Origin of the sequence: Streptomyces sp. 11-1-2 (assembly GCF_003595545.1) — a bacterium.
GTDB classification, from domain to species: domain Bacteria; phylum Actinomycetota; class Actinomycetes; order Streptomycetales; family Streptomycetaceae; genus Streptomyces; species Streptomyces hygroscopicus_B.
Map to the genome: position 1 here is coordinate 1197220 of NZ_CP022545.1, position 17753 is coordinate 1214972.

17 protein-coding genes and 1 pseudogene are annotated in these 17753 nt (G+C 71.4%); 6 read left to right on the plus strand and 12 right to left on the minus strand.

Annotated features, from left to right (window positions below):
• The first annotated feature begins 106 nt into the window (after positions 1-106).
• On the plus strand, positions 107-2581 hold the full coding sequence (locus tag CGL27_RS05000; protein ID WP_346345723.1) for an ABC transporter permease: 2475 nt from the start codon (positions 107-109) through the stop codon (positions 2579-2581).
• Between the two features lie 30 nt (positions 2582-2611).
• Here the strand turns inward: CGL27_RS05000 and CGL27_RS05005 are convergent, their stop codons facing one another.
• The 7 genes from CGL27_RS05005 to CGL27_RS05035 all read right to left on the minus strand — a co-directional run bounded on the left by CGL27_RS05005 (position 2612) and on the right by CGL27_RS05035 (position 9256).
• Positions 2612-3463: an FHA domain-containing protein gene (locus tag CGL27_RS05005; RefSeq protein WP_205587623.1), complete on the minus strand. Its 852-nt coding sequence runs from the start codon at positions 3461-3463 to the stop codon at positions 2612-2614.
• On the minus strand, positions 3460-5403 hold the full coding sequence (locus tag CGL27_RS05010; protein ID WP_119984860.1) for a serine/threonine-protein kinase: 1944 nt from the start codon (positions 5401-5403) through the stop codon (positions 3460-3462). Before CGL27_RS05010 ends, CGL27_RS05005 begins: the two co-directional genes overlap by 4 nt.
• A 186-nt stretch (positions 5404-5589) precedes the next feature.
• Positions 5590-6024 (minus strand): septal ring lytic transglycosylase RlpA family protein, encoded by a 435-nt coding sequence (locus tag CGL27_RS05015; RefSeq protein ID WP_078638667.1) that lies wholly within the window; start codon positions 6022-6024, stop codon positions 5590-5592.
• A gap of 58 nt (positions 6025-6082) precedes the next feature.
• A complete protein-coding gene (locus CGL27_RS05020; protein WP_240450940.1) occupies positions 6083-6907 on the minus strand; it encodes a glycoside hydrolase family protein in 825 nt (274 codons plus the stop codon).
• A gap of 61 nt (positions 6908-6968) precedes the next feature.
• Positions 6969-7760: a thaumatin family protein gene (locus CGL27_RS05025; protein WP_119984864.1), complete on the minus strand. Its 792-nt coding sequence runs from the start codon at positions 7758-7760 to the stop codon at positions 6969-6971.
• 210 nt (positions 7761-7970) lie between these two features.
• Positions 7971-8567, minus strand: coding sequence for an HD domain-containing protein (locus tag CGL27_RS05030; RefSeq protein ID WP_119984866.1), 597 nt, complete (start codon positions 8565-8567; stop codon positions 7971-7973).
• 62 nt (positions 8568-8629) lie between these two features.
• Positions 8630-9256: an alpha-ketoglutarate-dependent dioxygenase AlkB gene (locus CGL27_RS05035; RefSeq protein WP_119984868.1), complete on the minus strand. Its 627-nt coding sequence runs from the start codon at positions 9254-9256 to the stop codon at positions 8630-8632.
• 135 nt (positions 9257-9391) lie between these two features.
• Here CGL27_RS05035 and CGL27_RS51495 point away from each other — a divergent pair.
• Positions 9392-9571 (plus strand): annotated as a pseudogene (locus tag CGL27_RS51495) (hypothetical protein); the annotation flags it as partial.
• A 56-nt stretch (positions 9572-9627) separates the two neighbouring features.
• Here the strand turns inward: CGL27_RS51495 and CGL27_RS05045 are convergent.
• The 3 genes from CGL27_RS05045 to CGL27_RS05055 form a co-directional block, all read right to left on the minus strand.
• Complete coding sequence (locus CGL27_RS05045; RefSeq protein WP_119984870.1) at positions 9628-10563, minus strand: fumarylacetoacetate hydrolase family protein; 936 nt, start codon at positions 10561-10563, stop codon at positions 9628-9630.
• Positions 10564-10816: 253 nt separating this feature from the next.
• The gene (locus tag CGL27_RS05050; RefSeq protein ID WP_240450942.1) at positions 10817-11857 is read right to left on the minus strand and encodes a polyprenyl synthetase family protein; all 1041 of its coding nucleotides are present in this window, start codon (positions 11855-11857) and stop codon (positions 10817-10819) included.
• Positions 11858-12003: 146 nt separating this feature from the next.
• Positions 12004-13050 (minus strand): tetratricopeptide repeat protein, encoded by a 1047-nt coding sequence (locus tag CGL27_RS05055; RefSeq protein ID WP_119984874.1) that lies wholly within the window; start codon positions 13048-13050, stop codon positions 12004-12006.
• 292 nt (positions 13051-13342) lie between these two features.
• Here CGL27_RS05055 and CGL27_RS05060 point away from each other — a divergent pair, with 292 nt between their 5' ends.
• Positions 13343-14734 carry a DUF1338 family protein gene (locus CGL27_RS05060; protein ID WP_119984876.1) on the plus strand — a complete coding sequence of 464 codons (1392 nt, stop codon included), beginning with the start codon at positions 13343-13345 and terminating at the stop codon, positions 14732-14734.
• Between the two features lie 4 nt (positions 14735-14738).
• On the opposite strand, the gene CGL27_RS05065 is transcribed toward CGL27_RS05060, so the two are convergent.
• Positions 14739-15152, minus strand: a complete 414-nt coding sequence (locus CGL27_RS05065) for a DUF4186 domain-containing protein (RefSeq protein WP_119984878.1) — start codon at positions 15150-15152, stop codon at positions 14739-14741.
• Positions 15153-15267: 115 nt separating this feature from the next.
• Here CGL27_RS05065 and CGL27_RS05070 point away from each other — a divergent pair, with 115 nt between their 5' ends.
• Entirely contained in the window at positions 15268-16026 is a 759-nt protein-coding gene (locus CGL27_RS05070) for a class I SAM-dependent methyltransferase (RefSeq protein ID WP_119994252.1), read from the plus strand.
• Between the two features lie 8 nt (positions 16027-16034).
• On the opposite strand, the gene CGL27_RS05075 is transcribed toward CGL27_RS05070, so the two are convergent.
• Positions 16035-16595 carry a GNAT family protein gene (locus CGL27_RS05075; RefSeq protein ID WP_119984880.1) on the minus strand — a complete coding sequence of 187 codons (561 nt, stop codon included), beginning with the start codon at positions 16593-16595 and terminating at the stop codon, positions 16035-16037.
• A 117-nt stretch (positions 16596-16712) separates the two neighbouring features.
• Here CGL27_RS05075 and CGL27_RS05080 point away from each other — a divergent pair, with 117 nt between their 5' ends.
• Both CGL27_RS05080 and CGL27_RS05085 read left to right on the plus strand, forming a co-directional pair.
• Positions 16713-17276 carry a TetR/AcrR family transcriptional regulator gene (locus CGL27_RS05080; protein WP_119984882.1) on the plus strand — a complete coding sequence of 188 codons (564 nt, stop codon included), beginning with the start codon at positions 16713-16715 and terminating at the stop codon, positions 17274-17276.
• A gap of 73 nt (positions 17277-17349) precedes the next feature.
• Positions 17350-17736, plus strand: a complete 387-nt coding sequence (locus tag CGL27_RS05085; protein ID WP_119984883.1) for a tautomerase family protein — start codon at positions 17350-17352, stop codon at positions 17734-17736.
• Positions 17737-17753: the final 17 nt, after the last annotated feature.

Below are 17753 nucleotides of genomic sequence, written 5' to 3' on the forward strand. Positions count from 1 at the left end.
CTCGAGCGCGATGCGCCACGCCCCTTCCGACCGTTACCCCTTCCGAAGGCCGTCGATGTTCCGCACCGCTCTGCGCACCCTCCGATCCCATCGGCTCCGTTTCGCGATGCCCGCCCTCGCCGTCGTGCTCGGCGTGGCCTTCGTGACCGGGTCGCTGCTCTACGGCGACTCCGTCCAAGCGGCCGTGAACCGCGCACACTCCAACTCCCAGCCCGATGCGTCCGTCTCGATCACCGCGGACTCCTCTGCCGCGGACTCCTCCGAAGCACACCCGCTCGATGACGCGCTTCTGCGGCGGCTGCGGGCGCTGCCGTCGGCGGCCGCGGCACGCGGTGTGGTGGAGGGCCCCTCGTTCCTCGTCGGCTCCGACGGCACTCTGGTGGGCGATCTGTACCAGGCCGCGGGCGTCAACTACGTGCCCGACGAGAACGGCAAGGACGTCCGCTATCCGCTCACCGCGGGCCACGGACCCCGTGGCGCCAACGAGATCGCCGTCGACCGGCGGACCGCCGAGCGCGCCGGGTACCGGGTGGGTGCCAAGGTGCGCATCGTCGTGGGCGGCACGGCCCGCGACGCGCGGCTGGTCGGCGTCTTCACCGCCCATGACAGCCGTGTGGACTCCGGCGGTACGCTCACCGCCTTCGACACCGGTACCGCACAACGGCACTTCGCCCCCACGCCGAACGGCTACTCGGCGATCACCCTGACCGCCACCGACGGCACATCGGATGCCCAACTCGCCCAGCAGGCACAGAAGTTGCTGCCGTCCGGGCTGCGGGCGGTCACCCACGCGGAGCTGGAATCCGATACCGCCTCCGAGGAGGACACGGACAAGCTCACCACACTGCTGCTGAGCTTCGCCGGCGTCGCCCTGTTCGTCTCCACCTTCCTGGTCGCCAACACCTTCACCATGCTCAGCGCGGCCCGTGCCCGGGAACACGCACTGCTGCGGGCGGTCGGCGCCACCAGGAACCACGTGATGCGGATGGTCCTGGCCGAGGCCGCCCTGGTCGGCACGGCCGCCTCGGCCATCGGTTACGGGCTGGGCATCGGTGCCGCGAACCTGATGGGCAGCCTGTTCGACGCCTCCGGTGTCGGGGGTGCCGCCGTGCAGGCGCTGTCCGCCAAACCGCTTCTCGCGGCCTTCGCCGTCGGCATCGGCGTCACCGTCCTCGCCGCCTACCTCCCGGCCCGCCGGGCGGCCGCCGTACCGCCCGTAGCGGCACTGCGGACCGTCCAGCCGTCCACCGCCGCCTCGCTGCGCCGCCGCAACACCATCGGGCTGATCGTCACCGCGTGCGGGGCGCTGCTGGTCGCCGCCGCCGTCGGCGAGCCGAACCTCCTCTTCGGCGCCGCACCCCTGCTGCTGGTCGGTCTGATCGTCCTCACCCCGCTGCTCGCCCTGGGCGTCACCGGGCTGCTGCGGTCCCCGCTGACCCGGCTGGCGGGCATCCGGGGCAAGCTGGCGGTGGAGAACGCCCGCCGCAATCCGCGGCGTACGGCGGCCACGGCGACCACCCTGATGGTCGGTCTGGCGATGGTCACCGCCGTCACCGTGGCCGTTACCTCGGTGAACCGCTTCGACGAGCAGGAGGTGGACAGCTCCATGACCTCGGACCTGCGGATCACGGCCGTCGACTTCGGGGAGATCGGCGAGGACACGGCGGCCCGGGTGGGGCGGCTCGCCGACGCCGAGGCCGTCACGCCCGTCATCCACACCTACCTCGACGTCCCCCACAAGACGTTCCTGGAGGTCACCGCGGTCGACGCCGCCGCGGTGGAACGTGCGGCGTCGCTGTCCGTCCGCGAGGGGTCGCTGGACCGCCTCGGCCAGGGCATCGCCGTCACCGAGGAGCTGGCCGCCGCCCGCGGCTGGCGGCTCGGCTCCCGCGTCACCGGCAGCTTCACCGGCGCGAACTCGGGTAAGCCGGGCACCCCGACGAGCCTGCCCGTCGTGGCGATCTACGACGGCCCGGACGATCTGACCCCCGCCCTCGTCTCCGACCGCGCCCTGCCGCGTCCGGCCGGCGCCGAGGACCGGCCGACCATCAGCTCGGTCCTGGTCAAGGCCGCCCCCGGCCGCACCGCCGCGCTCCGGGAGGAGATCCGGCGCACCCTGGACAACCCGGCGCTGCTCGTCCAGGACCACGCCGACGCGCGGGCCGCCGCCACCGCGCGGACCGCGCCGTTCCTCAACATCATGTACGCCATGCTCAGCGTCACCGTGCTGATCGGCGCCCTCGGGGTGGTCAACACCATGGGCATGGCCGTGTTCGAGCGGGTGCGGGAGATCGGACTTCTGCGGGCCATCGGGCTGGACCGCGCCGACGTGGGATCGGTGCTGCGCCTGGAGGCGGTGACCATCTCGCTCTTCGGCTCCGCGCTCGGTGTCGTCGCCGGTACGGCCATCGGCGCGGCGGCCGTCCTCGGCCAGGAGGTCGTTCCGCTCGTCATCCCCTGGGACCGGGCGGCCCTCTTCTTCGTCGCGAGCGCCGCGATCGGTGTTCTCGCCTCGCTCTGGCCGGGGCGTCAGGCCGCCCGCCTCCCGATGCTGGAGGCCATCGGCGCGGACACCGAATGACCGGCGCGGCGGCGGACGCGGGGTGAGCGGTCAGGCGGCGTCGATCAGGGCCAGGTCCGGGGGGACCAGCGTGGTCGACATCATCAGGGCTCGGATGAGGTGGTCGTTGAGCGCGTTACCGACCGGCTCACCGACCTCCTCGCGGGTCAGCCAGGGCACTCCGTCCCGGGACAGCATCATGCGGACCCGGTTGACCAGGTGCTCGACGCGCTTTTCCCGCCAGCCCTCGCCTGGGCGCAACTCCGCGAGCTGGGCGGCCGTCTGCTTCCAGGTGAGGGGCTGCGGCCGGGGTTCGTGGAGCAGATACCGCTGGCCGAGGACGACGAGCGCGAGCTTCTCCTCGTCGGTGAGCACCCATACCCGAGGCGGGCGGGTGACCTCCCCGGGCAGGGCTACGGGGTGCTCGGCCTCGGGGCCGCTGACGAAGACCTCCAGCAGATGCTCACGGTCGCGCGAGCCCCGGACGAACAGCGGGGTGTAGCCGCTTTCGAGGGGCAGCGGCTCCTCCCCCGTGAAGAGCAGCCGGGTCGGGAAGCGGAGGGGCAGCCGGCCACTGTTGGCGACCCACCAGCGGCCATGGCGGTGGGTCAGTCTGCCCTGGCAGCGGCTGACCTGGGGGTCGTCCTCGCCCACACAGACATGCACCTCGGGGCGGTTCCGCCCGAAGAGCAGCTCACGACCGTCGCCGGGGCCCAGGGTCATGCCACCGGTCAGCGCGAGGGCGAAGGCGGTGCCCGGCACCGGCGCGGTCACACCGCGGGCCAGGCTGCCGTGTGCGGCGGGCAGGAGACGGCCGCCCGCGGCGGGACGGCCGGTGGCGGGGTGGCGGGCGGCGGGGGCCCGGCCGGTGGTGCGGCGGTCGCTGCCGGGAGGTGTGGTCATGAGCTCGGGAGTTTCTTCGCGGCCGTGGCGGCGAGCGCCTTGGCGGTCTGGCAGAGCTTTGCGGTGGGCTTCGGCCCGTAGACGTTCAACGACATCAACTCAACGGTGTCGTCACCGAGGTAGTTGCGGTACGAGCGGTGCAGCATCCGGACAAGGCATGAGTCGTCGCCCCACTCCTCCGGGGACACGGAGCTCAACTTCCCGTCGATCTCCGCCGGTTGCCCGTCCCCCGGGGAGAAATCATTGTCCCGGGTGAACTCCAGCTCCACTCCCGCGTCGTCCGAGCCGTCCGCCCACTCGCACCGCCAGTCCCCGAAGCCCGGGTCGCGGTCCTTCACCCGGACATCGGCGATCCGCTGGAGCTCGTCGCCGTCCAGCAGCCGGCATGCGTGTTCGCGGACCAGGGAGCTCGCGACCGGCTGCCCCGAGCGCCGGGGGACCTGGCCGCGGTCCAGCACGCTGATCGCGTAGTCGGTGGCGGCGTCGCCCAGTTGGCACGGGTCGGGTGCCGGGGTGTCCAGCCGCTCGGTGATGATCCAGATCTGCATCCGGTCGGCGGAGGCGATGTTCCGCACGCACTCGTCCCCCTCGCGCTGGAACGTGCCGACGGTGACGTTGCCGATCCTTCGGGTGGGCGCGTCGCCGCCCGGCTCCGGCGGGTCGGCGTCAAAGTTGAGCTGGACGTCGGCGATGTCATCGCCGCTTTCGCCGTGCAGCAGGACATCGCATCGATCGACCTCGCCGTAGTCCGGGTCGATGACGGTCTCGCCGAAGCGGCTGAGCGATGCGGCGTTGAGCAGCTTGCAGGGGTCGGCCGTCCGCGCGTCGCCCACGGTGCCGGCCCGTCCCGCCTGTGACAGCGCGTCGGCCGTGCCGGACGCGCCACGCCCGCCGTCCTGCCCGGACCGGCCGCTCTCGTCCGAGTGCCCGCCGCCCCAGGGGCCGAAGAGAGCGGCCCAGACGACCAGGGCCGCGGCGGTGCCCACCGCGGTCGCGGTGATCACCACCCGGCGGCTCGGGCGGCGCCACGCCCCTCGGACCGACGGCGGCAGCAGCCGCATCGTGAAAGGGGTGCGGTCCAGTGTGTCGCCGTCGTGCGGGTCCTCGTGGGTGTCCTCGATGTGTTCGAGATGGGGGGACGACGGGGCGACCCGCCGCAGCAGCCGTGCGGCCTGATCGGCGGCGGGGCGCCGCTTCGGCTCCACGTTCAGCAGCGCGGTGAGCGGGTCAACCAGCGGACCGGCCCGGTGCGGGGTCTCGATATAGCCCTCGATGGCCCGCGCCACATAGGCCATGGGGTGCGATGCCTCGCCGTACGGGGACCGTCCCTCGATCACCGCGTAGAGCGTCGCGCCCAAGGAGAAGACATCGGACTTCCGGTCGGCCGCGTCTCCCCTGGCCACCTCGGGCGGCAGATACGGCGGTTTGCCGCGCACCCCGCCCGTCCGGGTCATGGTGGCCTCGCTCCACAGCGCCCGGGAGATGCCGAAGTCGGTCAGCTTGGCGACGCCGTCCTCGGTGATCAGGACGTTCTCCGGGGTGACATCGCCGTGCACCACGCCCTCGCCATGCGACTTCGCCAGCGCGGTGGCGATCTGGCAGCCGATGGCGCCCGCCTCCTCGGGGGTGAGCGCACCACGGTCGCGCACCATGTCGGCGAGGCTGCCCCCGGACACGTATTCCATGACGATCCAGCAGACCTCGGCCTCTTCCACGAAGTCGAACACCGAGACGATATGCGGATGGTGCAGCCGTGCGGCGTTGCGTGCCTCGTTGGTGAGTCGCAGCGCCGCGCGGTCATCGTCCGGACGGGCACACTTCACCGCGACCTGGCGGTCCAGCAGCTCGTCGTGGGCCCGCCAGACGACGCCCATTCCGCCTCTCCCGATGGGCTCCTGGAGGAGATATCGGTCGGCGACCCTGTCACCGGCCTCCGCCATCACCCGCACCCCCGCTACCCCGTTTCATCGCGCGAATCACGTTCCCGTGTCGCCACGGAGAGTGCTTGGCCCCGACGTGGGTGGGTAGCGCTTCCCCTGGATGCCCCCGGAAAGAGGGAAGCCTCCGGCGCACAACGGTCGGTTCCCCGAGCCGACAGCCGGTGTTGGAGAGCGGTCTCATTCGGCTTACGGCACGATTTCCTCCTTGACCACAATGTGGCCGGAGTCCGGGTCGAGCACGCCGCCGAGCCGGGCGTACGCCCCGTCGGTCAGGTCGAGGCACTTGGGCACCGACGGGGTCCACGCGAAGGTGCCGCGGTCGTTGACGCGCACGATCAGCGACGCGTTGTTCGCGACGTTGGTGACCTTCACCCTGGTCCCGAACGGCAGCTGCGGATCGCGACTCAGAGAAGTCGCCGCGGTGTCCGCGTTGTTGTCGAAGAGTTCGCCGCTGGCGGTGTAGGCGCCGGGGGGTATGTAGCCGTAGTGCGTCGCCCAGCAGTTCTCACCGGCCGGCGGGGTGTCGCTGGTCGCGGCGGTGCTCGCCGGGGCGGCACCCAGCACGGCGGTCAGTGCGACGGCGGCGGCCGCCACTCGGCCGATCAGCGTTCCCTTGCGCATGGCGGAGAACCTCACTTCGGGTTGTCGTGGTGTGGTGTGAGCGCGGGTGGACCGTTCGTCAGCCGGCCGCGCGGTAGGCGACGCCCGCCTGGTTGGGCGTCGCGCCGTTGTAGAGACCGGTGCCGCCACGATCGGCGGACAGCGTGAACCACGCGTACCGCTCGACGAAGGACAGCCCCTGGAGCATGGCGGTGGACTTGGTCACGAAGGCGGCCTGCTGGTCCGGGGTCGGATACCTCGGCGTACCGGTCGAGAAGTCGATCAGCGCGTATTCGGTGAGCCAGATCGGCTTCTGGTAGCGGTCGTATGTGGCCTGGAGATAGCTCCGCAGCTGGTCGGTCGCGCGGGTGGGGTCGAAGTCCGCGCCGTACCAGTGCAGCGGGATGAAGTCGACCGTGTGGCCGCGGTCGGCGGCGCCCTTCATGAAGCGGTCGAGCCAGCCACCGGCGACGTCGCCGCCGTAGGCTACGGCGGGGGCACCGAGCCGCATACCGGTCGACTGCAGCCGGGGCCACAGGTCGAGGGCCTGCTCCACGGTCATGTTCGCCTGGCCGGCCATGTCCGGCTCATTGAATCCGAGCAGGGTCGTGCCCTCGCTTTTCGCCCGGTCCAGCTCCGCGTCGGTCACCGAGCCCGGACCCCAGATCATGGGCACGAACTCGACACCGGCCGGGGCGTTGATCTGTTCCCGGCCGGAGGCCCAGGTGTAGAACCAGCCGACCTTGGCGTCGGACATCGCGGCGGTGACCCCGTTGAAGTTCCAGGCGCTGACGCCCTTCTTCTGCGCCGCGGCGGTGGCCGCGCCGGTGGCGCCCGTCTGACTGCCCGCGGTCAGCAGGGTCAGCACCGCCAGCAGTACGGCCAGAACGCGTATCCCGCGCATCCTGTGCACGTCGTCCCTCCCTTGCTCATCCGGTCTTGGGGTGAAGCGGCGGACCGGCCGGTCAGGCGGCGCTGTGGAAGGTGACGGTGAAACCGCTGCACTGGGCGCACTGCTGCATCACCTGGTTGCCCGGCTCCTGGTCCTGCTTGGACCAGCCGTAAGCCTTGGGGCATTGGGCGGCGATCATGTCGCTGTAGGGCGTCTTGGCGTCCCGGTTGGGGCTGGTGCACAGCATCGGTTTGCCGTCCGGCCAGCGCGTCAGATTGTCGGGGGGACACAGCGGGAGCAGGTTCTCCGAACAGCCCATGGTGTCGCATCCTCCGCCGCCCGTGGCGTTCTTCGGGGCGATGGTGACCGGCTGCGAGAAGGCGTTGACGTAACTGACGTTGTACCAGGGAGCGAGCGTGTCCTTGGTGTCGAAGTTGAACTCCGCGAGGCTGGTGGGCTGTTCGCTCCGCTCACAGTGGTCGGCGAATGCGCCGCAGTCCCCCACCAGGCAGTGGAAGGTGCTGCCCGATGTCCCGGTGCACCCTTGACGGGCGAAGAACTTGCCACGCCAGTGGCCGGGTTCCGCCGTTTCGGGAATCGTCACCGTGCCGGACTGTCCGGGCTCCAGGGTGGGTAACGTGGCGAACGGCTTGGATCCGTCGTTGTTGACATCACTGCCGATCCATACGGTCTTCCCGGTGTCGTTGACGAACGTGACCGTGTGATCGACCGCCGAGGCTACGGCCGGTGCGGCGCGGGACGGCAGGTCCCCGCCGGTGCCGGGGGTGGCGGCCGCGCTGGTCCCGGATTGGGGGCTCAGGGCCACCAGGACCGCGACGGCCAGGGCGATCATGATTTTCCGCATGTTGCCTCTTTCGCCGCTGTCACGATCATGACAACCTTGACGCACGAGAACTCTCCGAGGTCCGGCCCCAGATGAGGACATCCACGTGAGGGCATCCGCCCGAGGACATCCGCCTGAAGGCACGCTCCAGAGCTGACGGTCCCCCATGACAGCGCCCCGAGCCATATATGTCAATGGTCTGGACCAAAACCAGCCGCACCCGGCCCCGGCTCAGGCCAGCGGGTGGCCGTACCGCGCCTGGAGAGACGTGAGGTCGGGCTCGCCGAACCGGTCACGCAGGAGGTGGAACGCATCGACCTTGTCGCTGCCGAATCTCCGCACATAGGTGGCGTAGGAGTCGGCGGTGAGGAACTTCGGTGGCGAGGTCTTGCTGTGGAACTTGTCCGCGTACATCACCAGTTGCTCCTCGCTGGTGTCGGCCGTGTAATCGGCCGGAGGGAGAGCCAGCTTCTGTGCGCGGATGTCGTCCCGGGTGATGCCGACGCCCGTGTGGTGGGAGCAGAAGCGGCACAGGGGCTCCGGAAAGCCTTCCTGGCGGAGGATCTCGTGGCCCAGGACTCCGTGGCGGATGTAGTTGCCCTCGTCGAGCCAGCCCGTGGGGTCGTAGAGCCGATACACACCGATGTCGTGAAGCAGTGCCCCCGCGCGGACGAGGGAGGCGTCGAGCCGTGGCCCGGCGCGCGCCATGAGCTGCTCCGCGATGTGGCAGACGATCTCGCAGTGGGTGTACACGAAGTCCAGGGCCCCACGCGTCGGCGCGTACTTCTCGTGCAGCGCACGCACCTCGTCGACGGTCGGCAGAATCACCGCCGCAGCGTAACAATCACGACGGGCGCGCACGGCGGACGGCCGTGGTCAGGCAGTCGGCTTCACCCCACGCCGCTGGGACGGAACTGGATGCTGATCCGTGGTCCGGTGGCGCGGGAGGATTTGGGGATCGCGTGTTCCCAGGTCCGCTGGCAGGAGCCGCCCATCACCAGCAGATCGCCGTGGCCGAGCGGCCGTCGCATGGCGCTGCCGCCACCACGCGGGCGGAGCAGCAGGTCCCGGGGCGCACCCACGGACAGGATGGCGACCATGGTGTCCTCGGTTCTGCCGCGGCCGATGCGGTCGCCGTGCCAGGCCACGCTGTCCCGGCCGTCGCGGTAGTAGCACAGCCCGGCCGTGGTGAAGGGCTCCCCCAGCTCGGTGGCGTAGTACGTGGAGAGCGCCTCCCGGGCCCCGGACAGGACGGCATGCGGCAGCGGGTCCTCGGCGCCGTAGAACGCGAGCAGCCGTGGGACGTCCACCACCTGCTCGTACATGTGCCGCCGCTCGGCCTTCCAGGGGACCTCGGCGACGAGGCGGGAGAACAGGTCGTCCGCTCCCCTCAGCCACCCGGGCAGCAGATCGATCCAGGCCCCGGACCCGAGCTCGGTCCTGCGCATCCCGCGCAGCGAGCCGAGACCGATGTCGTCGGTCTGGTCGAAGAGCGAGCCCTGGAGATACGCACCCATGTGTGCAGCCTACTCGCGTAATCGAGCAAACGTTCTACAGGTGGATGCGGAGATCCCGGCCTTGGCTCCTTCGGGGGTGACACCGCAGGTCAGCGGCCGGTCGCCGCCCCTGCACCGGCCCGCCGCACGACGCCTCGGACCCGCCCCCTCGGTCCGGAGCGGGGCGGCGGCATCTGGCTGCCCGTCGACCACGGCGGCCCCACGCGCGGCTGTGTCAGCCTCGGGGAGGGCCCCATGAAGGAGCTGCTCCGGGCGCTGGACCCGGCCCGTGAGCCCGTCGTCGTCATGGGGGCCGCGGCGTCACTGGAACGCTGAGCGCCGGGCCGTGCACGGCGGAGCACCGGTGCGGTGACCGCCGTCACGGCAGCGGATCACTCCGGGAAGCCGCTGCGGTGGGCACGGCGGGTCAGCGGATGGTTGATGGCCTCCACCAGCCAGTCCAGGTCGGACTGCTGGGCCCGTACCGGGTTGCGCAGGGTGCCGACCCCTTCGATGGAAATCTCCACGACGTCCCCGGCGTGGAGGGTGAAGTCGAGCGCGGGCACGATGCCGGTGCCGGTGGACAGCACGGCGCCGTCGGGGAAGGGCTGGGAGCGCCACAAGTGGTCCACCAGCCCCTGCGGGGTGCGGTGGAACGCGGCGGTGGAGGTGGACGCCCGGTAGGCCGCCTCGCCGTCGCGCCATACCGCCATGGTGATGTCCAGCGCGTCGGGCGCGTCGACCTCCCACGCGGGCACGATGGCCGAGGACACGGCGGCGCTTCCGGCGTAGATCTTGGCCTGGGGGAGGTAGAGCGGGTTCTCGCCCTCGATGGACCGTGAGCTGACGTCGTCGGCGACGAGATAGCCGACGGTCTCGCCGTACCGGTTGAGCACCAGCGCCAGTTCGGGCTCGGGGACGTTCAGCGCGGAGTCGTCCCGTACGGCGATCGGCTCGCCGTCGGTCACCACCCGCCAGGGCGGCGATTTGAAGAACAGCTCGGGGCGCTCGGCGTCGTAGATCCGCTCGTACACCGACTGCTCGGTGCTCTCCTCCACCCTGGCCTCGCGCGAGCGTTCATACGTCACCCCCGCCGCCCACAGTTCCATCAGCCCGTCCAGCGGTGGCAGCGGCAGGACGTCCGGCTCATGGACGGCCGCCGGTCCCGCGGCGGTGTTCTCCACCAGGGCCCGCAGCTCCGCCACGGACAGCCGCAGCAGCTCGGCGATGAGCGGCGCCCCGGGGAAGGCCCGTACCCCGCCGGTGTCGTCGGCCACTCCGGTCCGGACGGTCCCGGCGTCATCGGCGAAGCGCACGATGCGTGTCACCTGTCGTCCTCTCCTCTCGTGACGGTGTAGTCAGTCCTCCTACCCAGCGGAGGGTGGTGCCCGCGCACACGCCGACCGCCACGATGGCGGGGACCGGAGGAAGCAGCACCCCGCCGAGCAGGCCGACGACGGTCAGCGCCAGGGCGAGCCGCAGCGGCCCGCGCCGGTCGCCGCTGAGGTCCGAGATGCTGGAATGCCGCAAGGTCCCGGAGCCGGGCGCCCGCCGCAAGGGGGCACACCATGCCCCGCCGGGTCAGATGTCGCGCCGTGCGAGGAAGCCCAGCAGGGTGCGCAGCTCGGCGCTCGCGCGAGGCGCGAGCGGCAGACCCTCCAGGCACCTCTCCACGGCGGCGATGTGACGGTCGGCCTCCGCCAGGGCCGCGGAGCGGCCACCGGCCTGCTCGATCAGATCGGCCGCCCGGTGCGTGGTGGCGTCGTCCGGGGTGTCCGGGGACTCCTCCAGCAGCGTGGCCAACTGCCCGGCGGCCGAGGCACCGGGGCCGCGGGCGCTCAGGGCGGCGAGCACCGGGAAGGTCTTCTTGCGCTGCCGCAGATCGCGGTGGACGGGTTTGCCGGTGACCGCGGGGTCGCCCCAGATGCCCAGCAGGTCGTCCGCCACCTGGAACGCCACGCCCATATGCCGTCCGGCCCGGTCCAGGGCGGTCGCGGTGCTCTCCGGCGCCCCGGCGAGCGCGGCGCCCAAGGCGGCGGCGCAGCCGAGCAGCGCGCCGGTCTTGTGCTCGGCCATCCTGCGGTACTCCTCAGGCCCCACCGCCGTAGCTCCCGTCCAGGGGCGCGACTCGAAGAGCAGGTCGTCCGCCTGGCCGCGGACGAGGTCGCCGAGGGCCACGCTCAGCCGCCGCACCGCGGCCGTGGCTCCGGCGCCGGGTACGGCGGCCAGCGCCTCCACGGCCAGCGCGAACAGGGCGTCACCGGCGAGCACGGCCGGGCCGGTCCCATACGCCTTCCACACGGTGGGGCGGGTGCGGCGGGTCTGGTCGCCGTCCATGATGTCGTCGTGCAGCAGCGAGAAGGTGTGCACCAGCTCCACCGCCACCGCTCCGGCCACCGCCGCCTCGCCGGATGCCCCGGCCGCCTCCGCGCACAGCACGGCCAGGGCCTGCCGCACGCCCTTGCCGCCCGCTCCCTCGGCGGGCGTACCGCCCACATCGCACCAGCCGAAGGAGTACGCGGCCATCTCGCCGACCCATGGGTGCAGCCGGCCGACCGTCTCGGCCAGCGCCGGGCGCACCAACTCCCGGCAGCGGCCAAGGATTTCGCCCGCGGTCGCGATGGGCTCGCCTGCGGTCGCCGTGGTCTCGTGCGCGGTCTGGTGCGCGGTCGCGGTGGGCTCGTCCGCGGTCTGGTGCGCGGTCGCCGTGGTCTCGTCCGCGGTCGCAGGTGTCTCGTATGCCCCGAGGAGCACGGGGAACGCCGTCGTCACAGTGCCACCTCCATGACCTCCGCGAGGCCGAACTCCTCCCGGGCACGGTCCACCATCCGGCGGGCGTGCCGCAGCCCGATCCGCTCCAGCACACCGGCCAGTTCGGACAGGTCCTCGTCGGTCCGGGCCCGGTCGCGGCCCAGTCGGGCCAGGGACTTGATGAGCCCGAGCCGGGCGAGACCCTCGCCGCGTGGCTCGCTCATGTCGCGGAACTCCTCCAGGGCCTGCTCGTACATCGCGCGGGCCTCCTCGTAACGGCCCGCGCGATAGAACACGTTGCCGCGCATCTTGTGGTTGTACGCGAGCGCGCTCACCAGGTTCATCTCGCGGCAGGTCAGTTCGGCCCCGGAGAGCAGCTCCAGTGCGCGCTCCACGTCCCCGTCGCGTACCGAGACGATGTCGGCCATGCCCCGCAGCGCCCATGCGTGTCCGCGCCGGTCATCGGCGTCCGCGGCTATCTCCGCGGCCTCCTGGAACATCGCGTAGGCCGAGTCGTACGACCCGGTGTTGCGGTGCATCTGGGCGATGCCCTCCAACGCCCATACGGTGTGCCGCGCCTCGCCGCGCTTCCGTGCCTCGGCGAGGAGCCGCTCGTGCAGCGCGCCCACGGCCTCGTAGTCGCCCTGGATGCGGCCGGTCTCCGCCATCCCGGCAAGCGAGTAGCCACGGACGACGATGTCCCCGCCGCGTTCGCCGAATTCGGCCGCGAGTCCGAGCAGCCGCCACGCCAGCGCCAGCGCGCCCCGCTGCCGGGCGAGCGTGCCTCCGCTCCACAGCGCCCACGCCATCGCTCCAACGTCCCCCGCCGCACGGGCCGCCCGGTAACTGGCCTTCCACTCGCGGTCGGCCTCGCCCACCTGCCCCAGCCTCCGGTGCGCCTCGGCGACCGCGAGCCCCGCGCGGGCCGCCTCGCCCGGGGAGCCGCCCCGCTCGGCCGCCCGCAACTGCTCGGTGCCCGCCGCCAGCACGTCGACCAGCGAGGAGTTCACGGACAGGGTGGTGAGGGAGCCCTGGTACTCAGGAGCGAATGCTTTGCCGTACATGGATGCCTTTCCGTCTGTTGTTCCCAGGAGCACGCGACTGTCCGCTATACACCGAGTGCATACACCGAGTGCATACACCGCGAGTATGCACTCCATGTATACATGTCGTGTATAGGTGACAGGAAACCGACCCCGCCAAGGTCACCGGTGCTGTGCGTCCGTTGCCGATCAAGACGCGACCGGGGCCGGGGAGGTTTACCCACCGGCTCCGCGGGTGGCAAAAACTTATGGACCGGGCTCGGCACCCCCGCCCCGATCCGGCAGGTCCCCGACGGAAAGGCAGAAACCACCCATGATCAGCCAGTGGCAGCTGCGCGCCGCCTTCGCGGCACGGCTCTCCGACATGTACGGCCGGGAAGTCCCCGCGTACACCACGCTCGTGGACGTCTCACGCGAGGTCAACGAGGACGTGCTGCGCGCACGGGGCGCCGACGCCGAGCGTCTGGGGTCCATCGGCCGGGTGACCGCCGAACGCCACGGTGCCATCCGGGTCGGAACACCTCAGGAGCTGGGGCAGGTGGCGCGCGTCTTCGGCGCGCTGGGCATGCACCCGGTCGGCTTCTACGATCTGCGCGAGGCCGCCGCCAGCGCGGTCCCCGTGGTCTCGACCGCCTTCCGCCCGGTGGACGGTGAGGAGCTGGCGCGCAACCCCTTCCACGTCTTCACCTCTCTCCTCACCACCGCCGACCCGCGGTTCTTCGACGCCGATCTGCGCTCCCGGCTGGAAACCTTCCTGGCCGGCCGCGAGCTGTTCCCGCCGGAGCTGCTCGCCCTGGCCGACCGCGCGGCGGCCGAGCACGGACTGCCCGAGGAGGACGCCGAACGCTTCCTCCGCCTCGCCGTGTCCGCCTTCGAGTTGTCACCCGAGCCGGTGGACAAGGTCTGGTACGAGACCCTGGAGAGGATCTCCGCCGTCGCCGCGGACATCGGCGGCGTCCGCAGCACCCACATCAACCACCTCACCCCGCGCGTCCTGGACATCGACGAGCTCTACCGGCGGATGACCGACCGCGGCATCCAGATGATCGACACCATCCAGGGGCCACCGGCCTGGAAGGGCCCGGACGTCCTGCTGCGCCAGACGTCCTTCCGCGCCCTCGACGAACCCCGCGCGATGCGCCTCGCGGACGGCAGCGTCACCACCGGCGCCCTGCGGGTGCGCTTCGGCGAGGTCGAGGCTCGCGGTATCGCCCTCACCCACGACGGCCGCGCCCTGTACGACAGGCTGCTCACCCTCGTCGACCATGAAGTGGCCCGCCGGCCGGACATGGACCGGGGCGAACTGGCCCGCGGCGTATGGGAGGAGCATCTGCCCTACACCGAACGGGAGCTGGCCGCACGGGGGTTGGGCTGGTTCACCTACCACGTGGTACCGGACCGTCCGCGCGACGGCGGCCGTCCGCCCACCACCATCGGCGAACTGCTGGAGCGGGGCTGGGTGCGGGCCGAGCCCATCGTCTACGAGGACTTCCTGCCCCGCTCCGCCGCCGGGATCTTCCAGTCCAACCTCAGTGGCGAGGGCGTACGGGACAACGGCCAGGAGGGCACCGTCCACGAGGCCGCATGGCTCTCCGGCGCCATCGGCCGCGATGTCCTGGACCCCTTCGTGCTCTACGAGCGGCAGCAGAGCGGCTCCCTCGCGCGAGTCGCCCGCGAACTGGGGCTCGACGGCGTCCCAGGCTGATCCGTCACCGCCCGCCTGTCGCCACCTCGCGTTCGATCCAACGGCAGATCACCCCCACCACGTACGCCCGCTCCGCACGGCTCAGTTCCCGCCCCTTGGGGATCCGGTGCCAGCGCTCGAGGCAGGTACGGCAGCAGGTGGCGGTCGCGTGCTGGGCGACGAACACGGGGTGGCCGCGGTAGGGCGTCTGCTTGCCGTCCTTGTACGGCTCGGCGGGGGCCAGCCGCTTGGCGATCAGGTCGTACGCGTGCCAGCGCATCGCCGACGGGCCACTCAGCTCGGCCGTGGCCCGATCACGACCGCGCAGATGGAACTTCGCACGGAAGGGATGGCGCGCGATGGCCTCCAGCCGCTGGTCGAGCGATTCAGGCAGCGGGTCGGGCGTCGGGTCGGACGGGTCGGGCGTCGGGTCGGACATCTAAAGCTCCCGGAGACGGCAAAAGCCACTTTCGATCATAAGACGTCCCGCCCACGACGCCGTGGACGGGTACCGGGCCTTGCGGCCCCGCCGGACCAAGGGCACTGTGACGGCCATGGTGGACACACAGTTCTCCGATCGCCGGCTGGCCGCGCTGTACGACCTGTTCTGCCCCTGGGACGAGCGCGGCGATTTCACGTTCTACCTGCCCCTGGTGATGTCCGCCCGATCCGTTCTGGACGTGGGGTGCGGAACGGGCGCGCTGCTGCGCAGGGCGCGGGAGGACGGGCACGAGGGGCGGCTGTGCGGACTGGATCCCGGGGTGGGGATGCTGGAGGTGGCGCGGGCGTGCCCGGATGTGGAGTGGGTGCTCGGTGACCTGGCCTCGGTGCCGGGGTGGAGCCGCGCGTTCGATCTGGTGGTGATGACCGGCCATGCCTTCCAGGGGCTTCTCGGCGACGACGAGTTACGCGATGCGCTGGCCGCGATCGCCACGGCACTGACCGACGACGGCCGCTTTGTGTTCGAGACCCGCAATCCGCTGGTGCGGGAGTGGGCGGACTGGGACGTGCGGTACTCGGGCGAGGTGGTGGACTCCACCGGGGCCGTGGTGCGGTGTGTGTGCGAGGTGGAGACGCCGGTGCGGGACGATCTCGTCTCGGCCACGCACACCTACACCGGCGCGGGCTGGGAGCGGCCCCTGCTGAGCCGCAGCACGCTGCGGTTTCTCGGCCCGGACGCGCTGGCGGGGTTCCTGGGCGAGGCGGGGCTGGTCGTGGCGGAGCAGTTCGGGGACTGGGACCGGGGGCCGCTGACCGACACCAGCCCGGAGATCATCACCGTCGCCCGCCGCCCTCGCCATCAGCGTGATTGACACGCGGTTCAGGAGGGCTTCCGGGCCGCCCGCCACTCCGGTGCCAGCACCGACCAGATCTCCCTGTCCTGCCACTCGCCCCGGCGTAGATAGCTCTCCCGCAGCACACCGTCCTTCGTCATCCCCAGCCGCCGGGCCACGGCGATGCTTCCCTCGTTCGCGGCGGCGGCAATCCACTCCACGCGGTGGATGCCCCGCTCCTCGACGGCCCAGTCGATGATCACGCGCGCGGCCCGGGTCACCAACCCCTTGCCCACCGCCGACGGCTCCAGCCAGCAGCCCGCCTCCGCGGTGCCCTGGTTGATGTCCATCGTCCGGAAGAGGACTCCGCCGACCAGCTTGCCGTCCGTCCAGATGCCGTAGATCCGCCCGGCGTCGGCCGCCGACTTGTCCGCGTATCCCTGGAGGAACGCCCGGGCCGACTCCAGGTCGGAGACGGCGTCCGCCAGCCCGATGTACCGCCCGATGAATTCCCGTCCCCGGTCCATGTGCGTAAGGAACTCCTCGGCCTGCCACGGCTCGAGCGGGCGCAGCTCCGCGCCGTCTTCGCCCAGGGGTATCGCGTACATCGTCACCTTCCACCGTCCGGACCGGCCCGCTTGCCCGCCCGCTGCGGAGGGATCCTCTCACCGAGGGGGCCGTCCGCGCGCTTCAATTTGTACCTACTAGTATGTATGATCTCGCCCATGGACACCCGGGAACGACTCATCGCAAGCACCCGCGAGCTGCTGTGGGAGCGCGGCTATGTGGGCACGAGCCCGAAGGCGATCCAGGAGCGATCCGGAGCGGGCCAGGGCAGCATGTACCACCACTTCCGCGGCAAGCCCGATCTGGCGCTCGCCGCGATCAGCCGCAGCGCCGAGGAGCTGAGGGGCAGGGCGGAGGCCGAGTTCAGCGGTCCCGGCACCACGGTCGAACGGATCAGCGCCTATTTGCGGCGGGAGCGGGACGCCCTGAAGGGCTGCCCGGTCGGCCGTCTCACCCAGGACCCCGATGTGATGGCGGATCCGGACCTGCGCCGACCGGTCGAGGAGACCTTCGCCTGGCTCACCGACCGGCTGGCCGGGCTGCTGGCGGAGGGCCGGGCGAACGGTGAGCTCGACACCCGGCTCGACCCGGCGAGCACGGCCACCGCGCTGGTCGCGGTGTTGCAGGGCGGCTATGTGCTGGCCCGCGCCGCCGACTCGGCCGAGGTGTACGCCCGGGCCATGGACGGAGCGCTCGGCATGCTCACCGCCCATGTCCGCTGAGCATGCGCCGACCTTCCACTGAGCTTCCGCTCGCCACTTGCCACTCGCCACTCACCCGAAAGAGAGCCCCGACATGCCCTTCGTCCGCATTGACGCGCTGCGGGCCGAACCCGACCGGCTCGACGCGCTCGGCCGTGCCGTGCACGACGCCCTGGTGGAAACCATCGGCTTCCCGCCCAACGACCGGTTCCAGGTCCTGACCAGCCATGACGGAACCAGCGGCATGCTGCGCTACGACGACTACCTCGGTGTGCGGCGCGACGACGGCATCGTCTACATCGCGCTCACGATGCGCTCGGGGCGCACACCGGCACAGAAGCAGGCGTTGTACCGGCGGATCGCCGAGCTCGCCCAGGAGTACGCGGGGACCGAGCCGCGGAACGTCTTCATCACCCTGACCGAGAACGAGTCGGCCGACTGGTCGTTCGGCCACGGGGTGGCGCAGTACATCGACGGATGACCACGTCCCCCCTCTCT

Bases quoted from the DNA above. Each gene is read 5' to 3' on its own strand.
- CGL27_RS05075 (WP_119984880.1), bottom strand. From the start codon at position 16,595: ATGTACGCGATACCCCTGGGCGAAGACGGCGCGGAGCTGCGCCCGCTC.
- CGL27_RS05060 (WP_119984876.1), top strand. From the start codon at position 13,343: ATGATCAGCCAGTGGCAGCTGCGCGCCGCCTTCGCGGCACGGCTCTCC.
- CGL27_RS05020 (WP_240450940.1), bottom strand. From the start codon at position 6,907: ATGCGCGGGATACGCGTTCTGGCCGTACTGCTGGCGGTGCTGACCCTG.
- CGL27_RS05085 (WP_119984883.1), top strand. From the start codon at position 17,350: ATGCCCTTCGTCCGCATTGACGCGCTGCGGGCCGAACCCGACCGGCTC.
- CGL27_RS05080 (WP_119984882.1), top strand. From the start codon at position 16,713: ATGGACACCCGGGAACGACTCATCGCAAGCACCCGCGAGCTGCTGTGG.
- CGL27_RS05005 (WP_205587623.1), bottom strand. From the start codon at position 3,463: ATGACCACACCTCCCGGCAGCGACCGCCGCACCACCGGCCGGGCCCCC.
- CGL27_RS05010 (WP_119984860.1), bottom strand. From the start codon at position 5,403: ATGGCGGAGGCCGGTGACAGGGTCGCCGACCGATATCTCCTCCAGGAG.
- CGL27_RS05070 (WP_119994252.1), top strand. From the start codon at position 15,268: ATGGTGGACACACAGTTCTCCGATCGCCGGCTGGCCGCGCTGTACGAC.
- CGL27_RS05055 (WP_119984874.1), bottom strand. From the start codon at position 13,050: ATGTACGGCAAAGCATTCGCTCCTGAGTACCAGGGCTCCCTCACCACC.
- CGL27_RS05065 (WP_119984878.1), bottom strand. From the start codon at position 15,152: ATGTCCGACCCGACGCCCGACCCGTCCGACCCGACGCCCGACCCGCTG.
- CGL27_RS05015 (WP_078638667.1), bottom strand. From the start codon at position 6,024: ATGCGCAAGGGAACGCTGATCGGCCGAGTGGCGGCCGCCGCCGTCGCA.
- CGL27_RS05035 (WP_119984868.1), bottom strand. From the start codon at position 9,256: ATGGGTGCGTATCTCCAGGGCTCGCTCTTCGACCAGACCGACGACATC.
- CGL27_RS05025 (WP_119984864.1), bottom strand. From the start codon at position 7,760: ATGCGGAAAATCATGATCGCCCTGGCCGTCGCGGTCCTGGTGGCCCTG.
- CGL27_RS05000 (WP_346345723.1), top strand. From the start codon at position 107: ATGCCCGCCCTCGCCGTCGTGCTCGGCGTGGCCTTCGTGACCGGGTCG.